This is a genomic window from Rikenella sp., from assembly GCF_056799795.1.
Window position 1 is genome coordinate 16,379 of sequence record NZ_JBQIQO010000007.1, and the last position, 23,943, is coordinate 40,321.

The window sequence follows — 23,943 nt, forward strand, 5'->3', positions numbered from 1 at the left end:
CCCCCCCCCCCCCCCCCCCCCCCCCCCCCCCCCCCCCCGCGATGCGTTCCATCCCGCGCAAAGGTTATTGCGTCACGAGATCTTTATTGTTCAGCGACCAGTCGTTGTCGAAGAAACCGGCCGTCTCGACCGCTGCCAGGCCGTTTTTCAGCATATCGGCCCGGAAGACCATCATATCCGGGAATCCGGTGATCCCCGAGATGTAGTTATTGGGCATCGTCGCCCGCATCCCCGGCACGCCCGTCGCCGTCACCACGCCGATCAAGGCGTCCGGATAGTCCGGATGGGGATAGACGAAATAGGCTCCCAGATCATCCCCCTTGTACAACCGTCCGCCCATCGAGATGCCGCCGTTCCGCACCTGGATCGGACAGTTTTTCAACAGCCGCGACCAGACGTAGTTGTTGTCGTAATTCCCGTACAGGATGACGTTCCGGTGGGGATACTTGGTCACCTCGTATGCGTAGTCCGGAATGACGTCCACCGATCCGTTGCCGCGGTAGTAGAAGGTTTCGGCATCGAACCGCGCTTTGGCACGCCATCCGGCGCACTCTTCGGGCGTCCCGACCGTAGAGTAGACGAAGACCATCCGGTTATCGAAGGCCTGTTTGAAGCCGCCGTACCGACCGGCATATTTCTGCCGCCGGTCGACGCTGTCGGCCACGCGCCACTGCCCTTCGCGATAAGCCACGACGGCCCGGCGCGAGGTCGGCACCGAGAGCTGCTGGCCGTCGGCGTCGAAAACCAGCGTCGTCCGCTCGGTCTTCATCCCGAGCGCCGGGAGGTCGAAGGTCAGCAGCGCCGCGTTCTCGGCCGCACTGACCCGAATCGCGGTATCTCCCTCGCGCCGCACCTCCACGCGGGTGAACCGGTACGGGCTCTCCTGCTGTTCGACGGTGAGCCAGTAGTCGCGCGACGAGACGCCCGGCGAGGCGGTATAGAAGTCGATCTCGTCCACCAGACTGTCGGCCGGAATCGTATGCCGCGACAGGAAGTCGAAGAGCGGCGGCCAGTCCACGCTGGCATCGCCGAACCAGTGTTCGCCGCCGGGGTATTCGTGGTAGCAGAAGTCGGTGTGGAATCGTCCCAGCTCTTCGCGCATGATGTGCGCCTGTTCCGGCGGCACGACGCGGTCGGCCGACCCGTGATGGACGTAGACGCCCGACTGCTTGAGGTTCCGCGAGAGGGCCATCACCCGTCCGGCGGAAGCGGCCCGTTCGAAAGGTTCGAAGAGGGGCGAACGCCGGTGGGCCGCATCGCCGCGCCCGCTGCCGTAACCGGCGATGTCGGGATAGCCTGCGCACGGCGCAATGGCGGCAAAGAGGGAAGGATAGGTCGTCCCGAGGTACCACGTCCCGTGGCCGCCCATCGAGTGGCCGGTCAGGTAGATGCGCGAGGGGTCGGTCTTAAAGATGCGCCGGGCCTCTGCGAGCACCTCCAGGGCGTCGATCCGCCCCCACTCTTCCCAGTTGAAGCCGAAGGGGCGCCGGTTGGTCGGTGCGACGATGTTGGCCCACTCTTTCTGTTTGTAGGCCCGCGCCTGGTTGCGCGCCTCGACCGAAGCGCCGTGCACGGTCAGCACGAAGGCCCGCGCCGCGGTATCTCCCGGATCGGCGCGCAGGGCGGGAGCCACGCTGTAATATTGCACGCTGCCGTCGATGCGGCTGACGAAGGTGCGCTCGTGATGGATGGTCGGCGAGACTTGCCGCAGGGCGATGGTCATCGTATCGACCTGTTCGCCGTCGCGCAAGAGCTCCAGCCGGGCGTCGACGGGCCCGTTCCGCAAGGGTTTCCCGGTGGCCGGCAGGCGGAATTTCAGCTTCCGCACCGCCAGCGGCATCACGTCGTCGGTGCGGTACTCCAACGGCTGGCCCAGCTGTTCGCCGTCCGGCGCAAACAAGGTGGCCCGGATCGAGAGCTTCTGCAATGCCTTCTCGGTGGCGTTCACGACCCGCACGGCGGCCCACTTCGGCTCGTTCTCTCCCTCGATCAGGTCGGGCAGGGTCATGTCGCGCCGGGTGAACATCACCGGTTTCTTCGGCACGACGAGTTTCGACTCGACGCGCCCGAACCGGCCGGGGGTATAAATAAACTCATTGAGCCCCTCGCGCAGCCGAATCGGGGTGAGGGTATAACCGAAGTCGTAGTGATCCCCTTCGTGCGGTTCGCCGTTGATGTATGTCCGCGTGCCGCCGGTGGTCTCCAGCAGGGCGATCCGGCTGTCGGGGCTGTCGTAAGCGGTATAGAGGTAGGCCGAACGCATCTGCGGGCTGCGGAAGCGGCCGGTGGAGTCGGCCGCGATCGGACTCCAGACCCATGCCGGAAGCCGATTGGCCATGGAGTGCCGATTCGCCGCTGTCTTGCGCTCGACGTTGGACTGATAGGCCATGACGGCCTCTCTCTGGGTCGGATAGACGTATCCGATGCTGTCGCCGGCCCCGGGGGTGCGGAAACGGTCGGTGGCGTAGAGCCAGGCGATCATGTCCTGTCCGTTGTAGAGGGTGCCGCCGCCCACGCCGCCGGGCAGCAGCAGGCCGTCGCGAAAACGGTGGAAGACTTCGCCTTCGTCGGTGGTTTCGATTTTCTGTTGTCCGAAGATGGCAACGATGTTGCCGTCGGCAGCCGCTTGTTTCTGTGCGGCCGCGGTCTGCCACGTCCCCAGCGCGATGAGGCTCAAAAGGGCCCAGCGTCGGCCGGAACGGGTAGGAAGATGGGTCATATGCGGTTTGGTTGTTGATGAAAAATCCTCGGAGGAGTGCGTGGCTCGTGGCAGGGCGGGGGATCAGTTCGCCGATCCGTCCGTGGGTTCGGGCTGCCGGTCGGTGACGACGGTGGTGGTCGAGACGGTGCTCTCGACCTCTTCGTATTCGACGTATTCGCCGACGCTCTTGGCGACCTGTCGCTCGCTCCGCATGGCGGTTCGGGTGACGGTCACCTCTCCCTCTTTCCTGCGCCGGCGCTGGCGGGCGGAGGGGTTGCCGAAGTTGGCGTAAAAGCCGCGGAAGGAGCCTTTCGAACCGGAGTTCCGCCCTGTGCCGCCTGCGGTGTCGGCGCCTCCGAACTGCTGCTGGAATTCGCGCTGTTTCCGGGCGAGCCACCACCGAAGCGTCCACCGCCCGAACAGGCCGAGCAGCCAAAAGCCCACAAAAATGAAGAGTATGACGGTCAGGAAGGTTTCCATGGGGTGTTCCGTGTTGGTGGATATACAAAGATATAACGTTCCGGCCTGAATTTTAGCATTCGGCCCGAAACTTCAGGGGGCGAAAAAGGGGCCCCTCGGGCCGGGCCGTAAAAAACGGGAAAGGGAAGCCCGATCCGGCCTCCCTTTGTCGCTGTCGTTCCGAGAGGTCGAGGGACGCAAGGCCGACGACCGGGTCTGTCGAGCGCTACTTCTCGACTTTGCTGAACATATCTTTCCCTACGCCGCAAATCGGGCATTCGAAATCGTCGGGAAGCTCTTCGAACGGGGTGCCGGGTGCGATCCCGCCTTCAGGGTAGCCTTCTTCGGGGTTGTAAACCCATTCGCATACGTCGCATTTGTAGCTGTCCATAGTTGTAAAGATTTAAATGTGAATAAAATAAATGGTCTACGCTTTGGTTCGGGCAAAAATCCCGATATAGGTGTGGGGGGTCAAAGCCCGCAGTTCGTTTTTCACGGTCTCTGTCACGTCGAGTCCGTCGATAAAGGCCGTTATATCGGCCTGGGTGATCCCTTTGTTCGTCCGTGTGAGCGCTTTCAAGGCTTCATACGGATTGGGGTATTTCTCGCGCCGCAGGATGGTCTGGATCCCTTCGGCCACCACGGCCCAGTTGGCTTCCAGGTCGCGGTCGATGGCGTCGCGGTTGATGATCAGCTTGCCGAGCCCTTTGACCAGCGAGGCCACGGCGATCAGGGTATGGGCCACGGGCACGCCGATGTTCCGCAGCACGGTGGAGTCGGTCAAGTCGCGCTGCAATCTGGATACCGGCAATTTTGCTGCCAAATGTTCGAAAAGGGCGTTCGCGAGGCCTAAATTTCCTTCGGCGTTCTCGAAATCGATGGGGTTGACCTTGTGGGGCATGGCCGAGGAGCCTACTTCGCCTGCCTTGATGCGCTGTTTGAAGTACTCCATCGAGATGTAGGTCCACATGTCGCGCGCGAGGTCGATCAGGATGGTGTTGATGCGTTTCAGGCCGTCGAAAATGGCGGCGAGGTTGTCGTAGTGTTCGATCTGGGTGGTGTACTGCGACCGGTCGAGCCCCAGTGTCCCGTTCACGAAGCGGTTGGCGAAGGATACCCAATCGACTTCGGGATAGGCGACGGAGTGGGCGTTGAAGTTCCCGGTGGCGCCTCCGAACTTGGCGGGATAGGGCACGGTCTGGAGCATGTCGCGCTGCTTTTCGAGCCGTTCGACGAAGACGCGGATCTCTTTCCCCAGCACGGTCGGCGAGGCGGGCTGCCCATGGGTGTGGGCCAGCAGCGGCACGTCGCTCCACTCGTCTGCCAGGGTCGAGAGTTTGCCGATGAGTTCGCCCAAGGCGGGATAATAGACATCGCTCATTGCTGCCTTTAAGCTGTACGGGGTAGCGGTATTGTTGATGTCCTGAGAGGTCAGGCCGAAGTGCACAAATTCCCGCTCGTCACCGAGTCCCAGGGCGTCCATCTTCTCTTTGATGAAGTATTCGACGGCTTTCACGTCGTGGTTGGTGGTCTGCTCGATCTCTTTCACGCGCTGGGCGTCGCTCGGGCTGAAGTCTTCGTAAATCCGCCGCAGGGCTCCGTACTGCCCTTTGTCGAACCCGGCGAGCTGGGCCAGGGGCAACTCGCACAGGGCGATAAAATATTCGATCTCGACTTGCACGCGATAGCGGATCAGGGCGTATTCGGAAAAATAACGACCCAGTGCTTCGACTTTCCCGCGGTAACGACCGTCTACGGGTGATATGGCGGTCAAACAATTCAATTCCATTAATATCTTGTTTTTATTTGTTCGTTTTATCGGGTCTTTGTGCCTGCTGGAACCGTACCTTTCTTGAAAGAAAGGTACCCAAAGAACTTTTGCAGAGGTCGTCCCGATGGGCCGACCACGGGTTATCTCCGCCTTGTTTCGTTGGGCTGAGATTTTCTCGGTGGGCGCGCTTAAAGATATTTTGCCACATCATAGCGCGCCACACCGGAAAATCCAGCCCAACCTAACCGGGCAGACACGGCCAGAGCATCCCGTAGGGATGCGCTCTAAAGTTTTTTTGGTTCTTTTTGTTCACAAAAAGAACAGTTCGAGGCGGGACAAGGAACGACAATCGAACGAATGAATACTTGTTTTAAGCGACTTGCATGGCTTCGACCCTTGCTCGTGCATAGTCCAGTTTCACGCGGAACGTTTTCCGTTTCGACGCCGGCACCTCGAACATCGCATCCATCATGATCGCCTCGCAGATCGAGCGCAGCCCCCGGGCTCCCAGTTTGTATTCGATCGCCTTGTCCACGATGTAGTCCAGCACCTCCGGATCGAACGAGAGTTTGACCCCGTCCAGCTCGAACAACCGAACATACTGTTTGACGATGGCGTTTTTCGGTTCCGTCAGAATCCGCCTTAACGCCTCGCGTCCCAGCGGCTCCAGATAGGTCAGCACCGGCAGACGCCCGATCAGTTCCGGAATCAGCCCGAAGCTCCGCAAGTCTTTCGGCGTGATGTACTGCAGCAGATTTTCGCGATCCACCTCGGCGATTTTCTGCTGCTGGCCGTATCCGACAACGCGCGTGTTCAGCCGCTGGGCGATCTTCTTCTGCACCCCGTCGAACGCGCCGCCCGCCACAAAAAGGATGTTCCGGGTATTGACCTGGATATATTTCTGATCGGGGTGTTTCCGTCCCCCCTGCGGCGGCACATTGACCACCGTCCCCTCCAGTATCTTGAGCAGGGCCTGCTGCACCCCTTCGCCCGAGACGTCGCGCGTGATGGAGGGGTTGTCGCTCTTGCGGGCGATCTTGTCGATTTCGTCGATAAAGACGATCCCGCGTTCCGCCGCGGCGACGTCGTAGTCCGCCGCCTGCAACAGCCGCGAGAGAATGCTCTCGACATCCTCGCCCACATATCCCGCCTCGGTCAGCGCCGTGGCGTCCACGATGGCGAACGGCACATTCAAGAGCCGCGCAATCGTCCGCGCAATCAAAGTCTTCCCTGTCCCGGTCTCGCCCACCAGCAGGATGTTGGATTTGTCGAGCTCGATATCCGAATCTTCCGTATCCTGCGGATCGGTCAAACTGTGCATCAGCCGTTTGTAGTGGTTATAAACGGCCACCGAGATGTATTTCTTGGCTCGTTCCTGCCCGATCACATAGCGGTCGAGAAACTCTTTGATGGACTGGGGGGTGTACAAGGCCATGGCCTCGCCGATCGTGGAGGCGGCTTCGTTCCGCACGCGGCTCTCCATCTCCTCGCGCACCATCTCCCAGGCGCGTTCCGCACAGTTGTTGCAGATCATCGCCTCCTGTCCGTGGATAATCATCCCGACCTGCGCCGCCGGAGCGCCGCAGAACGAACAGTGTTCCTGTTTGTTATTATTTTCTGCCATAGGTCTCGAATAAAATCGGTAAGAGGGAGGCGATTACAGCCCTTCCCGTTTGGTCAGCACGCCGTCGATCAGCCCGTACTCGGCGGCTTCGGCCGAGGTCATCCAGAAGTCGCGGTCGGCGTCCTGTTCGATCTTTTCGGCGGTTACGCCGCTGTGCTCGGCCAGTATGTGGTAGAGCTCTTCTTTGGTCTTGAGGATCTGCCGAGCGGTGATTTCGATGTCGCTGGCCTGCCCTTCGACGCCGCCCAGGGGCTGATGGATCATGATCCGCGAGTGCTGCAAGGCGGATCGTTTTCCTTTGGTTCCGGCGGTCAGCAGAATGGCGCCCATCGAAGCGGCCATACCGGTACAGGTGGTCGCCACATCGGGCGAGATGATCTGCATGGTGTCGTAAATTCCCAGCCCGGCCGACACCGAGCCGCCGGGGGTGTTGAGGTAGATCTGGATGTCGCTTTTCGGGTCGTTCGACTCCAAAAAGAGCATCTGGGCCTGGATGATATTGGCGGCATCGTCGTAGATCGGCACGCCGAGAAAGATAATGCGATCCATCATCAGGCGCGAGAAGACGTCCATGGTGGCGACGTTGAGTTGTCGTTCTTCGATGATGGTGGGCGAGATATATTCGGCTGTGAGCCGGTCGTAGCGGTGCATGGCGAGCGACGAGATGCCGCGGCCGAGTCTTGCGTATCGTTCGAATTCTTTTTTGTAGTCCATTCGATGGGTGTTGAGAAAGGGTAAAAATAGCATTTTTTTGCGAAACATGATACATATGGAGGGGAGAACGATTCCGACTATTCGTCTGGCCGCGACGCAATCGGGTCTGCAATCGGGTCTGACTTTACGCGGGATGCGGATGTGCCTTTGAACGGGACATTCCCCTACTACTCGGATGGGGTTGTCGGGGAATCCTTTGGTGCTGGAGATTTCAAAGCCACCAACGGGCGTCTCTACAAGGTAAGCACCTCTGGCGCGGGAACCCCGCTCGCCTGGTACCCCGCCCCGGGCAATCGCTATTATGCCACCGGCGCATCGGGCGGCGTCGGCGACTACGGCTATAGCTGGTCGCCTGCGGTCAGTGGTGTCTACGGGCAGTTCTTGTGGTTCAACTCGCAGGACCTCGGCCCCAGCAACTCGAACGACCGTGCCACCGGTCGTCAGTTGCGGTGCCGCGCGGAAGAAACGCCGCGGGCCCGTGGTGGGCAATGGGCAGTCTCAGCCCAAAGTGGGCCGGAGCCAGCGGGGGCCAAACGAGCATCGCGAAGTGGCGGCCCTACGCCGGGGGTGGCTCCGGCCCGCGCGACCTAAAGGGTCGCAGAAACTCAGTCCATTTATCACCCGGTCTGTCGGATTCGGCCTGTCGCCCATCCCCCCGAGCGGCTTCGCCGCTGGGCGACAGAGCCGGCGGTTCAAAGAACCGCGCTCCTCGCTCTCGGCCCAAAATATGGCCAAGAGCACAACCCAGTTCTCCGCCCCGTGTCGGCCTCACTGCGGCTCCGCTGTCGCTCCGCCGCGTTTGCCGTCGCCCGCTGGGATTTCATCTCGATTTTGCTCACCGCAAAACGAGCGAAATCCCTCTTTAAGCGAGCGGGCGACGGATTTCACGCGCAGTTCTTTGTTCGCGCGCCGGGGGAAATCCTGTCAAAACGCGCAAGCGCATTTTGACGATTTCCCTCTTAAGGCGGCGGCGCGCGTCTTTAGCTACAGGAGGGTACTGCGCTCGGGCCGCGCGGGCCCCACGTCCCGTGGACGGGAAATGCTGGCGCATTTCAACTACCAGCCTCGGCCCAATCCTTCGTCCGCGCACCGCTTTAAAAAGGCGAACCCAGCGGACGCAAAAAACGTCGCCGTTTCGACCCAAGGTCGAAAAGGCGAAGGAAAAAGCGCTATCGTCACTAAAAGACTCGCGACAAACGAGCTCGCGGCACTACGCCAGCTTCTGGAACTCCTCCGGCGTAACGGTCTTTTCGTTCACTTTGATCTGGTCGGCAATCGCAGCGACGGCTTTCCGCTCCGCTACGGTGTCGTAAATCTTACGCACCTCTTCCTTGTTCCCGAGGATCGAGCCGACGAAGTTCTCGAGCATATCGTCCGCCACGGTGTGCATCCCGTAGTACTGGAACTGCATCATCGCCACATCCCGAGCCCCGGCCTTGACATCCTCCTGAGTCACTTCGAGGTTGTTGTCTTTCATCACTTTCCGACGGATCATGTCCCAACGGATCATGTCGAGGAACTGCGGAAAATCCTTTTCGATCTCTTCCATCGAGAATTTGCCTTCGTTCACCCGGTAGAGCCAATCCTTGAGGAACGCCTCCGGCAATGCGAGCTTGGTCTTTTCCAGCAGGTATTTCCGCAGGTCGGTCGTAAACTTGTACTCGGTCTCCTTGGCCAGCTCGCCGCGCACCTGTTCGTCGATCCGGGCGTCGAACTGTTCCGGAGTGGTCACATCTCCGGCCGGGAAAGCGAGTTTGAAGAACTCTTCGTTCATCTCCGGTTCGGCAAATTTCCGAATCTGGGTGATGGTGAAGGTATATTTCGGGTTCATCCCCTCCAGCTCGGCCTCTTTCACGCCGAGAATCGATGCCCGCTGCGACGGTGTCTTATAAATTTCGTTGACATCCACTTCGACAGCGTCCCCGACTTTCTTCCCGATAAACGGTTTCCGGGCTTTTTCGTCCATACTGATCAGCCCGACGTACGCGTCCTCGATTTTGACATCGTCCCCCTGGGTCAGCGTCCCGGTCAGGGCCTCTTCGTCGGCCACGACGTCTACGTCCACGAGTTTCCCGAAACGCCGCATGTAGTTGCTCCGGAAACCTTTCCGCATGTCGTCGTTCGGCTCAATGACGTATTTGGTCACGCTGTTTTTCTTGGTCAGCGCGAGGTCGATCTCGGGGGCGAGGCCGATCTCATAGACGAACTCGAAGTCGGTGCCGTTTTCGAAATCCAGGTCTCCCTGTTTCGTCTCGGACGGCATCAGGTCGCCGACGGTTTCGATGTCGTTTTCCTTGATATATTCGAACGCTGCGTCGGTGGCTTTCCGATAGGCGACATCGGCCAGCACCCCTTTGCGATACATCTTGTTGATGACCCCCATGGGCACCATCCCGGGACGGAAGCCCGGCACGTTGGCCTTGCGTTTGTACTCTTTGAGCTGCTTATCCACCTGTTCCTTGTAATCGGCTTCGCCGACGGTCACGCGAAGCAGGGCGGTCTGGTTTTCGAGGTTTTCTCTGGCTACGTTCATAGGAGAATATCCGGTTTTGTATTGTGCATGAATAAGGAGAGGCAAAGGTAAGGAATTTTGCGAAAATCCGCTATTTTTGGTGCCGACGGCTATGATTTACGACAAGGTATTACACAAAATCTGCGGGGCGGAGGCTCTGCCGGGGCGGGAGTTCGAGGGGTGCATTTTCCGGGAGTGCGACTTCACGGAGGCCTGCTTCTCGGATTTCGACTTTACGGAGTGTCGGTTCGAAAAGTGCCGGTTCGGGATGGCGGAGTTCGAGGAGACCGGCATGCGGGAGGCGGTGTTCGAGGAGTGCGAGGTGCGGGGCGTCGATTTCGGCCGGTGCCGCAAGTTCGGCTTTTCGGTGGCGTTTCGGAAGTGTCACCTCAGTTTCTGTTCGTTCCACGGCCTGAAGATGCCGAAAACGGCGTTCACGGAGGGGGCGGCGAAGGAGTGCTTTTTCTCGGAGTGCGACCTGACGCAGGCGGATTTTTCGGGATGCGATCTGGAACGGACGCTGTTCGACGGGTGCAAACTGGAGAAGGCGGATTTCCGAACGGCGTTCCAATATACGATAGACCCCGCAATCAATCGAATGCGGGGTGCCAGATTCTCGCGCGATGGCCTCGAGGGGCTGCTCGCGTCGTATGGATTGTCGATCGAATAGGCCGGCTACTCGTCTTTTCCGCCGCCGAGCTCGCGGTTCAGTATGCGGACGGCATCCCGAAAGGCTTGGTGGAATTCGCGGGCCAGTATCTTCCCGTCGGGCCCGAGGAGGACGAAGAAGGGCAAGCCCTGAATGACATAGACTTCGGTCAAGGCCTGGTTTTCGGGATGATCGGTCTCCAACTCGACTTCGATCCAGGGGTGTTCGACCATCCGGGCCAATACCGGACGGATATCGTCGGTGCCGCTCGCCGGGGTGGGACGGTCTGCGGGCAGGGATTCGTACACTTTCCGAATAACGTCGATCGACTGGGTGAGCCCCATCACTTCGAAGCCCTGCGCATGGTATTCGTCGTAGAGTTCCCGCACGTAGCGGTCGATGGCGATCGAACCGGGGCACATCCCCCAGTGGTACATCAGGAGGTATTTCCCGCGGAAATCGGCTTTGGTGAGGGTGCGTCCGTCGACGGTGGTGACGGTGAAGTCGGGCCCCGGCTGTCCGACGGCCAGTCGGGCCATGGCTTCCATGTAGCGGGCATAGAGCTGCCCGAAATAGCTCTCGCGGAGCGCTTCGGAGTAGGTGTCGAAGGTGGCGCGGGCCTTGTCTACCGGGGTGTAGCTGAGTCCCGGAATCTCTTCGACGAGCAGGTAGAGTGTCCCGTCGGGATGGTTTTTCCGATAGTTGCGGTTCAATGTCCGCACGCGGTCGACAGCGGCGCGATTGTCGTCATAAAAGAGGTTGAATTTCTTGCCACACTCCCGAGCGGCGAGGGTATCTTTCTGCTCCATGAGCTCTTCGTACCGCCGGAGGTAGCTGCCGCGCACCTGCCCCAGCGAGTCTTCGACGCGCAGCACTTCGGCCAGCTCGGGGTCGCTGTAAACGCCTCCGCCCCAGGCGCTGTAGTAGATCTCGTCGGCGGTTCCGGCGACGGTGATCCGGTCGCCGGGGGTGATGATTACGGGCTTACCGGCCCGACCGTTCTTTCTGATTTTCCCGGTCTTCGGGTGGTAGGTCATCATGTAGTACTGGTCGTGCTCCAAGGTGCCTTTATAGCTGAAGCGACCGGGCTTCTTCACGACAACATCGAAGCCGGGGAGGTACTGCCACCGGGGCAGCTGAATGGTCTCGAAGCGGATGGTGTCGCCGGGTTGCAGGCCGTCGATCCGGCCGTCGACCGTGAATTTCTGCGGGCCGGCCGCAGCGGCTGTGCCGCACGCGGCGGCGAGCAGGCCGATAAAAAGAGTTCGGAGCATAAGCCTGTTTTGTTTGAGGTTTATACTCCGAAGTAACTAAAAAATCCGTTACGATGTTCGCCCGACAGATAATTATTTTCGCACTTTCCGCAATTCGAAGTCGGGCCCGAGGTAAACGCGCCGCACGAATTCGTCCGCTGCGAGCTCCTCGGCGGTTCCGGTGCGGATCACTTTCCCTTCCACCAATATATAGGTGCGGTCGGTGATGGACAAGGTCTCATGGACGTTGTGGTCGGTAATGATGACGCCGATGTTCTTCTCCTTGAGCGATGCGACGATGGACTGGATCTCGGCCACGGCAATGGGGTCGACGCCTGCGAACGGCTCGTCGAGCAGGATAAACTTGGGATTGATGGCCACGGCGCGCGCAATCTCGGTCCGCCGCCGCTCGCCGCCGGAGAGCTGCTGGCCGAGGCTCTTGCGCACTTTCTGCAAGGAGAATTCCTTGATGAGGTATTCGATCCGCTCGCGCTGGTACTCTTTGGAGTAGTCGGTCATCTGGAGCACGGCTTTGATGTTATCTTCGACGGAAAGCCGCCGAAAGACCGATGCCTCCTGTGCCAGGTACCCTACGCCCAGCTGTGCCCGCCGATAAACGGGCTCTTTGGTGATCTCGAGGTCGTTGAGAAAAATCTTGCCGTCGTTGGGCTTGATCAGCCCGACGGTCATATAGAAGGTGGTGGTCTTCCCGGCGCCGTTGGGGCCGAGCAGACCGACGATCTCGCCTTGCTCGACGTCGATCGAAACGCGGTTCACGACGGTGCGCGATTTGTATTTCTTGACGAGGTCTTGGGTCCACAGGCGCATCTTCTCGCCGGCGACGCCGATCTCCATCGGATTTTCCATATACTGTAATTGTTACTGGTTGCGGGGTGGAGGGTACTGTTCTCTTTGTGAACAAAGAGAACCAGAAAAACTTTAGACGGATGCTTCGCATCCTCAAGCTGCCGGCGGCCCAAATCTCGGTTGGTTCGTTGGGCTGTGGTTTTCCGGCGCAGCGCGCTTGGGTTATTTGCCCGTTATTAGCGCGCTCGCCGAGAAAACCCAGCCCGACAGATTCACGAAGACTGAGGACTGCGGAGCCTAAGGAGTAGCGTAGCTATCACGAAAGTTCTTTGCGCCGCTTTCTTACAAGAAAGCGGCAGTTCCAGCCAACCTACAAACAGAATCGATTAAGACAAGAAGCCGAGCAGGATACCCGCAGCGACCGCCGAACCGATCACCCCCGCCACATTCGGCCCCATGGCGTGCATCAGCAGGTAGTTCGTCTTGTCGTAGTGCAGCCCCACCTCCTGCGACACCCGCGCCGAGTCCGGCACTGCCGAAACCCCGGCATTCCCGATCAGCGGATTGATCTTGTTGCCCTCCTTGAGGAAGAGGTTGAAGAACTTCACGAACAAGACCCCGCCGAACGTCGCCACGACGAACGAAGCAGCCCCGAGTCCGAAGATGCCCAGCGACTTCCACGTCAGGAAAGTCGTAGCCTGCGTCGAAGCTCCGACGGTCAGACCGATCAGGATGGTGACGATGTCGATCAGCGGCCCGCTCGCCGTCGTCGCCAAACGCTTAGTCACCCCGCTCTCTTTCAGCAGGTTGCCGAAGAAGAGCATCCCGAGCAGCGGCAGCCCCGAAGGTACGAGAAAACAGGTCAGGAGCATTCCGATAATCGGGAACAGAATTTTCTCGCGCTGCGGCACCTGGCGCGGCGGTTTCATCCGAATGAGCCGCTCTTTCTTCGTGGTGAGGAGTTTCATGATCGGCGGCTGGATGACCGGCACCAAGGCCATATACGAATAGGCAGCAATAGCGATAGCCCCCATCAAGTCCGGCGCGAGTTTCGAGCTGAGGAAGATAGCGGTCGGCCCGTCTGCCCCGCCGATAATCCCGATAGCTCCGGCTTCGGCTGCGCTAAAGCCCAAGGCCAACGACGCGATATAGGCGCCGAAAATCCCGAGCTGCGCCGCAGCTCCGATGAGCATGAGTTTCGGGTTGGATATCAAGGCCGAAAAGTCGGTCATGGCTCCGATCCCGAGGAAAATCAAGGGCGGATAGACTCCTTTCAAAACGCCGAAATAGAGGTAGTTCAACACCGATCCGTCTTCGTACACGCCGATCTGGAGCCCCGGCACGAACGGAATGTTGCCGACCAGTATCCCGAACCCGATGGGCAGCAGCAGCATGGGTTCGAACTTCTTGGCGATGGCCAGATAGATGAAAGCCAGACCGAAGGCGATCATGATCAGATGCCCCCAGGTCACGTTCGCAAAGCCGGTGTAGGTGAGAAACTGGTGGATGTTCTCGCCGATAAAGGCCCAAAAGCTGTAGTTCTCCATAGTGTCTGTAGCGCTGGCGGGTTATCCGATGGTGATTAATACGTCGCCTTCGAGCACGGAGTCTCCCTTACGGGCCCGGATCTCTTTGACGGTGCCGTCGCGGTCGGAGTCGATGTTGTTCTCCATCTTCATGGCTTCGAGAATCATCAGTTTCTGGCCGGTCTTCACGGCATCCCCGACCTGTACCATCACGTCGAGCACGACGCCCGGCAGCGGGGACTTGATGTTTCCGGCGGATGCCGAGGCGGTAGCGGCCGGACTCGATGTCCGGGCGGTGGCGGGATGCGCATCGCCCTGAGCCGAAGCTGCCACGGGCTGCTGGACGATCCGGGGGGTCTTGGCGACTTTCGGGGCGTTCATCCCTTCGACTTCCACTTCGTACTGGGTGCCATTGACGTTCACCAACGCGGTGTTGTCTTCGACGTTGGATATCGATACGGCGTATTCGTTGCCGTTGATCTTGATCTTATACTCTTTCATCGCTTCTTTATTTCTGTTTTCTAAATCCGTCGTTTTATCTGTACTTGCCCGGGAGGGTACTGTTCTCTTTGTGAACAAAGAGAACCAGAAAAACCTCCAAGGATGCTTCGCATCCTAAAACTGCCGGCGGCCCAACTCTCGGTTGGTTCGTTGGGCTGTGGTTTTCCGGCGTAGCGCGCTAAATAATGGGCATAATACCCTAAGCGCGCTCGCCGAGAAAACCCAGCCCGACAGACTCACGAAGAATGAGGACTGCGGAGCCTAAGGAGTAGCGTAGCTATCACGAAAGTTCTTTGCGCCGCTTTCTTACAAGAAAGCGGCAGTTCCATGCGGGTAGACACAAATAAAAGAACGGTTAAAAATGGAGCAGGGTTACTTCCGCAGAGGTTGGTTGTTCAGACCGTAAATCTTGGAGCTCCACGGCGAGTAGGCCCGAGCCACCCGATTGATGGTCAGGACATGCGACTCGATGTCGTGCAAATCCTCCTCATACCTGCGCAGCGCGATCGCGATCGCCGCGATCTCCTCGCCCAGGAGCTGTCCCGACGGATCGATCGTCGGCCGCACCTCTTCCGGCATGGCCGCTACCGCTTTCTGTTCCTTGGCCCGCATCATCCGCGTCATCCCGCGCCCGACGTTTTTGAAAATCAGGTAGAGCAGGACAAGCGCCGAGAAGACCACCGACATAGCCGTGATGGCCATCACCGCGCCCGAAGGGTCGCGCAGGAAGAACTTCTCGGAAGCCGGCATGCGCTCCTCGATTTCGTTGGCCTGCAACGGAGTAATCCCGGTCAGCTGGCCGAAACGCTCTTCGCCGGTCTCCGGATCGTCCGTCCAGCCGATCGAGACGTCCGGCGACTGCGCCGCCACGTCGTAAACGATGGAGTCCACCACGTTCCGCCCCTGGTCCAGAAAGGCCAGATAGCCCGTCTCGTCAAGCACGAAATTGGTGTGGAACGTCCCGCGGTTCGACGAACTGTCCGCAAAGAAGATCACATACCCCTGCGGCGGAATCAGCGTCCGGGCGTCGTTCTTCGGAATACGATACGTCCGAGCGGCATCCCCCCGACGTACCGTCAGGTAGGCGCCGCCGATGTTCACGTTCGAATAGCCCGTATTGTGCAGCTCCACCCACCCCACATGGTTCCCGTGGTCGTCGATGTAGCTGTTCCGGTTGTCGACCAACACTTCGTTGATCCGTATGTCCTTCAGCCCCTGCGCATACCCCTCGGCACAAAGGAGGGCGATGCCGAGCAAAAATAAGAGTCTCTTCATCATAACACGCAGGCTTACAACGGAATGTTGGAGTGTTTCTTCGGCGGGTTGACGACTTTTTTGGTCACGAGCGACTGCAAGGCCCGGATAATCCGGAAGCGGGTGTTCCGCGGTTCGATCACGTCGTCGATATAGCCGTACTTGGCCGCCACATACGGATTGGCGAACTTCTGCCGATATTCCTCTTCTTTTTCGGCGAGGAATTCGGCCCGTTTCGCGTCGTCTTCGATCCCTTTGGCCTCCTTGGCCATCAAAACCTCGACAGCGCCCTGGGCTCCCATCACGGCGATCTCGGCGGTGGGCCATGCGTAGTTCAGGTCGCCCCGCAAGTGTTTGGAGCTCATCACGCAATAAGCCCCGCCGTATGCCTTCCGCAAAATAACCGTCACTTTCGGCACCGTCGCTTCCCCATAAGCAAACAGCAGCTTTGCCCCGTGGGTAATGATCCCGCCGTACTCCTGCGCCGTCCCCGGAAGGAAGCCCGGCACGTCGACCAGCGTCACGATCGGAATGTTGAAGGCATCGCAAAACCGGACAAACCGCGCCGCTTTCCGAGAGGCATTAATATCGAGCACCCCGGCATAGTATTTCGGCTGGTTGGCGATAATTCCGACGCTCTGGCCGTTAAACCGCGCAAACCCGGTCACGATATTCGGAGCGAAAGTCCGCTGGGATTCCAAGAATTCGCCGTTGTCGACAATGGCGTGGATCACGTCGAGCACGTCGTACGGTTTGTTCGGATTATCGGGCACGATCTCGTTCAAGGCGTCTTCGACGCGGTCGATGTCGTCGGTGCAAACGGCCAGCGGGGCGTCTTCCAGATTATTCTGGGGCAGGTAGCTGAGGAGCTTCCGGATAATGGCGACTGCTTCCTCTTCGGTCTCGCTGACGAAATGTGCCACACCCGACTTAGTGGAGTGCATCGAAGCGCCGCCGAGCTGCTCCTGGGTCACCTCTTCGCCGGTGACGGTCTTCACGACTTTCGGCCCGGTGACGAACATGTAGCTGGTGCCTTTGTTCATCAATATGAAGTCGGTCAATGCGGGCGAATAAACCGCTCCGCCGGCGCACGGCCCCATGATGGCGGAAATCTGCGGGATCACGCCGGAGGCCATGATGTTCCGCTGGAAAATCTCGGTATAGCCGCTCAAGGCATTGACGGCTTCCTGAATCCGGGCGCCGCCGGAGTCGTTGAGCCCGATGACCGGGGCGCCGTTCTTCATGGCCATGTCCATCACTTTGCAGATCTTGGCGGCAAAGGTCTCGGACAAGGATCCGCCAAATACGGTAAAGTCCTGGCTGAAAACATAGACCAGCCGCCCGTCGATCGTCCCGTATCCGGTCACGACGCCGTCCCCGTAATAAGACTCTTTGTCAATCCCGAAGTTGGTGCACCGATGGGTCACGAACATGTCAAACTCTTCGAAGCTCCCTTCGTCGAGCAACAGGTCGATCCGCTCCCGAGCGGTGAGTTTCCCTTTGGCGTGCTGGGAGTCGATCCGTTTCTGACCGCCGCCGAGCTTGGCTTGCTCGCGCTTGGCTACGAGCTCTTTTATCTTTTCCTGATTAACACTCATTTTATATCCTGTAACTTACTTAATTTACTGCCCGTTCATTGGGTTGGAGGGTACTGTTCTTTTTGGCTTCGCGTTGCCTTCGGCTTCCTCCTCGCCGCTCGGCAATTCGCAAACTGCGTTTGCATTGCCCTCGCTGGCAGCGTCGCTTTCTTTCAAGAAAGCGACAGTTCTGTCCGGCTCAAAGAACAGCAGTAAAAGTGAATGAATTATTTTTCAGCCGGGTTTTCGCACAATTCCGTGAGCACCCCCTGCGTTGCCTTCGGATGGAGGAACGCGATATTCAAACCTTCCGCCCCCCGTCGCGGCGCCTTGTCGATGAGCTGCACCCCCTTGGAGTCGCACTCCGCCAGCGCCGCAGCCACCCCGTCCGCCACAGCGAACGCCAGGTGATGAATCCCCTCGCCCCGTTTTTCGATGAACTTGGCGATCGTGCTATCCTCCGACGTCGGCTCCAGGAGCTCTATTTTCGTATCGCCCACCCGGAAGAACGCCGTCCGCACCTTCTGATCCGCCACCTCTTCGATGTTGTAGCATTTGAGTCCGAGTACCTTTTCGTAATACGGGATCGCCGCATCGAGGCTTTTGACCGCGATACCCAGGTGTTCGATGTGAGAAAGATTCATAATGTGGTGGTTATTAAAAAGTTTGGATTCACTCCGGCCCCGCTGCGGAACCGATAACGACAAAGTTAGGGTTTTGTTTCTGAAATAACAATGTCCGAAATCAATAAACTTTCCCGCGCAAGACCACCTGCGGAGCCGGGTCCGTGGCCGGCACAGTCTCGAACCGCAGCGTTTTGTAGAACGCCCCCCGGTCGGTCGGCGTGAGGACGACGCTCACCCGCACGCTGTCACCCGGCATTACCGGCGCTTTGGGCCACGACGGTTTGGTGCAGGTGCAGTCCGTCCGGACGTCGCGGATCACCACCGGCCGATCCGAATCGTTCACACAGACCAGCTCGACCCGGTTTTTTGACCGGAGCGCCACCTCGCCCAACTGCACCGTCGCAGGGCTCACCCGCAGCGACCGGGCCTCTGCAACCGTGCTCCACCCCACTCCAAAAAACAAAAGCAGCCATTTCTTCATGATACTGCCAAAATTAACGATTCTCAGTCAATTTCCGCCCAAGACGGAAGAAATCCGTACTTTCGCCCCGGCAACAATCCCACAATCAAGGCGGTGAACACTTCCCGTTCCGAAAATTTAAGCTATCTTTGTCCCGTCCGAGTCCGCGCGACCCGGGCAGACATATCAGCTTAAACATGAGAAGTGTTTGAGTTTGTTCTCGATAGTAAATCTGGTAAATTTATTCGAAAGGAGAACAAGCCCGAAGCCCTTGCTCTATACCTTGTCTTATGGGGTATGGTGTGGGATTGTTGCTTGTTTTTACTTTCGAGGTTTACCAGAACCCACTATCTGAAAACAAAGTCACGATACCCACACTTCTTCTTTTCAATCCAGTGTTTACATCTCTGCTTCGGGGTATCGGGAAGAGACATTTCATTTTTCATTGTCATGAAAAAACTTCTGTTTTTTATGCTGACCGCTGCCCTGATGTTCGGCTGCAAGAAGGATGACAGCACACCCTGTCCGGTCTCGGACGCGACCCTGCCGACCTCGAGCGTCGAGAATCCGATCCCGGCCGGTTCGGCGATAACGATCCAGGGGAGCGGTTTTACCGAGAACAGCGAAATCTGGCTTCGCGCGCTGACCAAGGCTACCGGCGACGTACAGGCCACCGTGACCGGCCACACCTCGACCTCCATCACCTTTACGGCCCCCACCACCGTGTCGGGCGAGCAGAGCATCATCCTGAAACAGGACGGCGGCGAATGGCCGCTGGGCAAGATGTACTTCGCCGCCGCGCCGGATATCCTGCCGAAAAAGATCGTAAAATCTGTCCTGACAGATGACGAAGGAACTTATACGGCAAATTATTCATACGATGACGCAGGCAGACTGACTCGAATTCAAACCAGCTCAACAGGTGATTCTTATTACGACGGTTCGAAAATCGAATACCTGCAAGACAAAATCAAAATCAGCCACGATTACGACGAGGTGGTAGATTGGGAAGTAGAATTTCTTGTAGAAAATGGACGAGCTACAAACTGCATCGAAGAAGATAAAGAGGACGGTTCAATATGTGAGACCAAGGAGTACACTTATTCGGCCAACGGTTATTTAACCGGAATCGTTTTTTCGCTAACGAATGAAGGTATAACCGACACCTATACCGGTGAATTGACGGTGGGGGAAGACGGAAGTTTGGAAAAATATACCACTGCCGAAAAAGAGATCGAAGACGGAGGATATTTCGGGACTTATACAGTCGACCTGACCCCGAACACATCCGTGCCGAACAACCTCAACCTGGATTTGATCGGTAGCAATTATTTGTTCGGAGACATCATCGACGACCACGCGATCCTCGACGCTTATTTATTGGGTATCGGAGGAACACGCTCAAAATATCTGCCGAAACAACTTACTGTGACAACCGATGAGGACGGAGAGTCATTTACCGTAAAATACGAATATGAATTCGCCGGTGAATACATTTCAAAAATCGGGATCGACTCCGGTAACGGCAACAACGCGACCCTCGAACTCTTCTACGAAGAGTAGCGGGCGGCCACGCGCACAACCACGGGGTACGGCCCCATATCCCACGCGGGATATGGGGCCGTACCTGCGTAATTTTGTATCATTCCGGGCACATTTTATTCCTATCTTTGTTGTCATTCGACACGCATCCAAATACAGAACGAACGATGAAAAAGATTTCACTTTTAGGCGCACTGGCAGCTGCGGCACTGACCTTTTCCTGTACGCAAAACCCTTACGCCGGGTTGGAGCCGGAGCTGGCCGAAGCCCTGCGGGCCAACATAGCGGCAGCCGACTCGTCGAACCGGCCCGAACTGCTCGACGCGCTGACCCGCGCACCGAAAAACCAACGCGAAGGGATGGCCTACCTGATCGCCTATATGCCCGAGGGCGACCGGGATACGCTGACCGCCGATTTTCTGCTCGAAGAGGTCGGCTGGGCCTACCGGGCGCGCGAAACTTTCCCGTGGGCCAAGGCGCTGCCGGATTCGGTCTTCTATAACGACGTGCTGCCCTACGCCTCAATGAACGAGCGGCGCGAACCGTGGCGGGCGATGTTCTGGGAGAAGCTGTCGCCACTGGTGGCCGGAACGACCGACGTCCGGCACGCTATCGACACCATTAACAAGGAGTTGCAACACCTCGTGGGGGTGGAGTACAACACCAAACGGAGGAAACCGCACCAGTCTCCGGGCGAGTCGATGGAGATCGGGATGGCGTCGTGCAGCGGACTTTCGATTCTGCTGACGGACGCTTTCCGGACGATGGGGATTCCGTCGCGCATCGCGGGGACGCCGCTGTGGGTATCGAAAGAGGGGAACCACAACTGGACGGAGGTGTGGATCGACGGCAAGTGGTACTTCACGGAGTACTATCCGACGCCGGCGCTGAACCGCAGCTGGTTCCTCGAACGGGCGGGCAAGGCGGACAAGAGCGATCCGATCTACTGGATGTACGCTACGTCGTGGCGGCCGACGGGGCTGCACTTCCCGATGGTGTGGGACTTCGAAAACCGGAATGTGCCGGGGATCGACGTGACGGATTTCTACATCGACCTCTACAACGCCCAAATGGCGGAAGCCAAAAACGGGGCGCCGGTCGTCATTCGGGCATTCCTGACCAAGGAGGGCGGGCGCAGCAGCGCCGACCGGGCGGCATGCGATATCCGCATCACGGATACGGAAGGAAATATGGTGGCGGCAGGCAAAACGGCGGGATCGACGGCGGACATGAACGATTACCTGACGCTCTACCTGCCGTTCGGCAAAGAGCTGGCGGCGGAATTCACAGACGATGCGGGTCGGGTGCAGCGGGTCTCGTTCGTCACGCCGAAAGAGGCGGACAACGGGGCGACGGCTCCTGTCGAAGTGGAACTATTCCTGCGCTAAACTCGAAACCGGGCCGCTCCTTCGTTTATTCCGAGAGGCAACGCAACTGAAAACCGTAGGCGCGTTGCGCCGCAGTGCTGGGGCCGAACCACGTGGCGCCGAAATTTAAGTACACACCGAGGTAGTGATCGCCTGCATCGTAGGATGTAGACGACCTGCTATAACCGCCGGTGCCGCAGCCGCCCAACGCACCCATGCTGGGTTCGTAGAAGCCCGGGGCGGGGTCGCGCAGCCTCGAACCACTGGCCGCCTCCAGCCCAAGCGAACAAGACCCGCGTCAAACGCCTACCGATAAAATGATCTTTGCCGACATCCTCCTGCCGCTCGCCCTGCCGAGAGCCTTCACCTACCGTCTCCCCGACGAGCGGCCGGTCGAAGTCGGGATGCGCGTGCGCGTGCCGCTCGGCAAAAGTAAAGTCTGCGAGGGGATCGTACTCCGCATGCACGACACGCCGCCCGCATCGAAAAATCCGCCGAAAGCGATCCTCGAAATCCTCGACGAACGGCCGTTCGTCCGGCCCGAACAGCTCCGGCTGTGGGAGTGGATGGCCGACTACTACCTCTGCACCCCCGGCGAGGTCTTCAAAGCCGCCGTGCCCACCGGGATTCGCGACGGAAGCTATCGACCGACCGCCGAGCTGTATGTGCGACTCGCCGTGGGGTACCGCTCCGCCTCGAAAATCGCCGAAACGCTCGAAGAGATCCGGCGCGCCAAAGCACAGTGCAAAGCCTTGCTGAGCTACCTCTCTTTCCTGCCCGTCGGCGCGGACGGAGAGCCGGAGCTGGCGCCGGACGATCCCCAAAAGCTCTGGGTGGCGCGCGCCGACATCACTGAAACGGTACCTGCCGCCATCGTGCTCCGGCTCGTCGAACGGGGCGTGCTGGAACAGCAGGAGATCGTCCCGGCCACCTTGCACCGAACGGCGGCGAAGGCCGAAACCGCGCCGCCCCTGCCGGAATCTCCGGCAATCACGGACACCTCCACGCTACAGTCGATCCAAAACGCATTCGAGACCGACGAAACCCTCTTGCTGAGCGGCGAAATCGCAGACTACGGCGAAAAGCTGATCGCCCTGTACATCGCTTTAGCGGCCCGGCAGATGCAGGCCGGGTATCAGACCCTGCTGCTCGTGCCCGACACCGTGCTGACCGTCCGGCTGACCAACGCCCTTCAGGCCGCTTTCGGAACCCGCTGTCTGGTCTACCACTCCCGCCTCACCGACCGGGCGCGGAGCGCGGCCTGGCAACGCCTGATCGAAGAGCCCGAAAGCGTCGGAATCGTCGTCGGGACTCGTTCCGCCCTCTTTCTGCCTTTCGAGCGGTTGGGACTCCTTATCGTCGATCGAGAACACGACTCGAACTATCGCCAGAGCGACCCCGCTCCGCGTTACCATGCCCGCGACACGGCCCTGATGCTCGCCCGGCTGCACGGAGCCCGGACGCTGCTCGTCAGCCCGACCCCTTCGGCCGAGAGCTGGCTCAACGCCCGGGCCGAAGGCGGAAAATACGGATCGGTCGTCGTGCCGGCCGCAGACGATGTCCGGCGACCGCGCGTCACCGTGCTGGAGCGCGGCCGCGGAGTCGTCTCGACCTACCTGCGCCGCCGGATCGAAGAGACGCTGCAAGCGGGGCGGCAGGTGGTCCTCTTCCAGAACCGCCGCGGATTCGCTCCTTACGTCGAATGCGCGGCTTGCGGCGCGACACCGACCTGTCCCCACTGCAACGTCACACTGACCTACCACAAAGAGGCCTCGGCGCTGGTGTGCCACTACTGCGGCTGGTCGCAACCCTACGTCTCGACCTGCGCGGCCTGCGGCATGCAGGCCCTGACGCCGCGGGGGATCGGCACGGAGCGCGTCGAGGAGCAGATGGCGGAGCTCTTCCCCGACACCCGCATCGCCCGGATGGACACCGACACGATGCGGGGCGCGGGAGCCGCGGGACGCATCCTGACCGACTTCGCCGAGGGCGAGACCGGGATTCTGGTCGGAACGCAGATGGTGGCCCGCACGGCCCGGAGCGGCGACCAGACGGGGCTGGTCGGCGTGATCCATGCCGACAGTCTGCTGGCCCATCCCGACTTCCGGGCTGCCGAGCGGGCTTTCCAGCTGCTGATGCAGCTGAAAGCCCTGCTCCCCGCGGACGGGAGCGGCGAGCTGGTGATCCAGACTTCCCACCGGCTCCACCCGGCGCTGATCGCCGTGACGAACCACGACACGGAGGGTTTCTACCGCCACGAGATGCAGGAACGGCACCAGCTGCTCTACCCGCCCTATGTCCGGATGCTGCGGGTCACCTTCCGCCACCGCAGCAAGTCGCTGGTCGCGGCGGCGGCACAACTGTGCGAAGCGTTGCTGCGCGAGCGGTTCGGACGGCGCGTCTCGCCGCCCTACGAGCCGCAGGTAGACCGGATACAAAACCTGCACATGCTCCACATCCTGCTGCGCATCGAACGCGAACGGCCGGTGGCGCGGGCCAAAGCCATCCTGACGGAGGCGCTGGCCCGGGTACGCAAGACTTTTCCGACGGTGCGGGCCATCGCCGAAGCCGATCCGCTGTAACACGGCGCGCTCCGGCTT

General features: G+C 59.4%; 19 protein-coding genes. 4 read left to right on the top strand and 15 right to left on the bottom strand.

Translation table 11 applies throughout. From position 1 onward, the window contains the following. Positions 1 to 64: 64 nt before the first annotated feature. From ACTO3O_RS03055 to tig, 7 genes are all read right to left on the bottom strand, one after another. Positions 65 to 2,719, bottom strand: coding sequence for a carboxylesterase family protein (locus tag ACTO3O_RS03055; RefSeq protein ID WP_297832170.1), 2,655 nt, complete (start codon positions 2,717 to 2,719; stop codon positions 65 to 67). Positions 2,720 to 2,782: 63 nt separating this feature from the next. Beyond that, complete coding sequence (locus ACTO3O_RS03060; protein ID WP_297832167.1) at positions 2,783 to 3,181, bottom strand: DUF4834 family protein; 399 nt, start codon at positions 3,179 to 3,181, stop codon at positions 2,783 to 2,785. 205 nt (positions 3,182 to 3,386) lie between these two features. Continuing rightward, the gene (locus tag ACTO3O_RS03065) at positions 3,387 to 3,551 is read right to left on the bottom strand and encodes a rubredoxin (protein WP_294593503.1); all 165 of its coding nucleotides are present in this window, start codon (positions 3,549 to 3,551) and stop codon (positions 3,387 to 3,389) included. 36 nt (positions 3,552 to 3,587) lie between these two features. Beyond that, the gene (gene purB / locus ACTO3O_RS03070; RefSeq protein ID WP_297832164.1) at positions 3,588 to 4,949 is read right to left on the bottom strand and encodes an adenylosuccinate lyase; all 1,362 of its coding nucleotides are present in this window, start codon (positions 4,947 to 4,949) and stop codon (positions 3,588 to 3,590) included. A gap of 352 nt (positions 4,950 to 5,301) precedes the next feature. Next, complete coding sequence (gene clpX, locus ACTO3O_RS03075) at positions 5,302 to 6,555, bottom strand: ATP-dependent Clp protease ATP-binding subunit ClpX (RefSeq protein ID WP_297626926.1); 1,254 nt, start codon at positions 6,553 to 6,555, stop codon at positions 5,302 to 5,304. A 33-nt stretch (positions 6,556 to 6,588) separates the two neighbouring features. Beyond that, positions 6,589 to 7,269, bottom strand: coding sequence for an ATP-dependent Clp protease proteolytic subunit (locus tag ACTO3O_RS03080; RefSeq protein WP_294594856.1), 681 nt, complete (start codon positions 7,267 to 7,269; stop codon positions 6,589 to 6,591). A gap of 1,210 nt (positions 7,270 to 8,479) precedes the next feature. After that, positions 8,480 to 9,802: a trigger factor gene (tig, locus tag ACTO3O_RS03085; protein ID WP_294594259.1), complete on the bottom strand. Its 1,323-nt coding sequence runs from the start codon at positions 9,800 to 9,802 to the stop codon at positions 8,480 to 8,482. 79 nt (positions 9,803 to 9,881) lie between these two features. Here tig and ACTO3O_RS03090 point away from each other — a divergent pair, with 79 nt between their 5' ends. Continuing rightward, entirely contained in the window at positions 9,882 to 10,451 is a 570-nt protein-coding gene (locus tag ACTO3O_RS03090) for a pentapeptide repeat-containing protein (RefSeq protein ID WP_297624006.1), read from the top strand. Between the two features lie 5 nt (positions 10,452 to 10,456). Here the strand turns inward: ACTO3O_RS03090 and ACTO3O_RS03095 are convergent, their stop codons facing one another. The 8 genes from ACTO3O_RS03095 to ACTO3O_RS03130 all read right to left on the bottom strand — a co-directional run bounded on the left by ACTO3O_RS03095 (position 10,457) and on the right by ACTO3O_RS03130 (position 18,455). After that, positions 10,457 to 11,704 (bottom strand): redoxin domain-containing protein, encoded by a 1,248-nt coding sequence (locus ACTO3O_RS03095; protein ID WP_297830737.1) that lies wholly within the window; start codon positions 11,702 to 11,704, stop codon positions 10,457 to 10,459. Positions 11,705 to 11,776: 72 nt separating this feature from the next. Continuing rightward, a complete protein-coding gene (gene lptB / locus ACTO3O_RS03100; RefSeq protein ID WP_294594261.1) occupies positions 11,777 to 12,511 on the bottom strand; it encodes an LPS export ABC transporter ATP-binding protein in 735 nt (244 codons plus the stop codon). A 365-nt stretch (positions 12,512 to 12,876) separates the two neighbouring features. Then, positions 12,877 to 14,037, bottom strand: a complete 1,161-nt coding sequence (locus tag ACTO3O_RS03105) for a sodium ion-translocating decarboxylase subunit beta (RefSeq protein WP_294594253.1) — start codon at positions 14,035 to 14,037, stop codon at positions 12,877 to 12,879. A 21-nt stretch (positions 14,038 to 14,058) separates the two neighbouring features. Next, positions 14,059 to 14,517: a biotin/lipoyl-containing protein gene (locus ACTO3O_RS03110; RefSeq protein ID WP_294594251.1), complete on the bottom strand. Its 459-nt coding sequence runs from the start codon at positions 14,515 to 14,517 to the stop codon at positions 14,059 to 14,061. 372 nt (positions 14,518 to 14,889) lie between these two features. Next, positions 14,890 to 15,795 (bottom strand): OadG family transporter subunit, encoded by a 906-nt coding sequence (locus tag ACTO3O_RS03115; RefSeq protein ID WP_297830735.1) that lies wholly within the window; start codon positions 15,793 to 15,795, stop codon positions 14,890 to 14,892. A gap of 11 nt (positions 15,796 to 15,806) precedes the next feature. Then, positions 15,807 to 17,369 (bottom strand): acyl-CoA carboxylase subunit beta, encoded by a 1,563-nt coding sequence (locus ACTO3O_RS03120; protein ID WP_297830732.1) that lies wholly within the window; start codon positions 17,367 to 17,369, stop codon positions 15,807 to 15,809. Positions 17,370 to 17,575: 206 nt separating this feature from the next. Continuing rightward, a complete protein-coding gene (gene mce, locus ACTO3O_RS03125) occupies positions 17,576 to 17,992 on the bottom strand; it encodes a methylmalonyl-CoA epimerase (protein WP_294593376.1) in 417 nt (138 codons plus the stop codon). Between the two features lie 100 nt (positions 17,993 to 18,092). Then, the gene (locus ACTO3O_RS03130) at positions 18,093 to 18,455 is read right to left on the bottom strand and encodes a DUF1573 domain-containing protein (RefSeq protein ID WP_297830730.1); all 363 of its coding nucleotides are present in this window, start codon (positions 18,453 to 18,455) and stop codon (positions 18,093 to 18,095) included. Between the two features lie 450 nt (positions 18,456 to 18,905). Here ACTO3O_RS03130 and ACTO3O_RS03135 point away from each other — a divergent pair, with 450 nt between their 5' ends. The 3 genes from ACTO3O_RS03135 to priA all read left to right on the top strand — a co-directional run bounded on the left by ACTO3O_RS03135 (position 18,906) and on the right by priA (position 23,925). After that, the gene (locus tag ACTO3O_RS03135) at positions 18,906 to 19,997 is read left to right on the top strand and encodes an IPT/TIG domain-containing protein (RefSeq protein ID WP_298080887.1); all 1,092 of its coding nucleotides are present in this window, start codon (positions 18,906 to 18,908) and stop codon (positions 19,995 to 19,997) included. Positions 19,998 to 20,143: 146 nt separating this feature from the next. Beyond that, positions 20,144 to 21,364 carry a transglutaminase-like domain-containing protein gene (locus ACTO3O_RS03140; RefSeq protein ID WP_297830726.1) on the top strand — a complete coding sequence of 407 codons (1,221 nt, stop codon included), beginning with the start codon at positions 20,144 to 20,146 and terminating at the stop codon, positions 21,362 to 21,364. A gap of 296 nt (positions 21,365 to 21,660) precedes the next feature. After that, positions 21,661 to 23,925, top strand: coding sequence for a replication restart helicase PriA (gene priA / locus ACTO3O_RS03145; RefSeq protein ID WP_297830725.1), 2,265 nt, complete (start codon positions 21,661 to 21,663; stop codon positions 23,923 to 23,925). Positions 23,926 to 23,943: the final 18 nt, after the last annotated feature.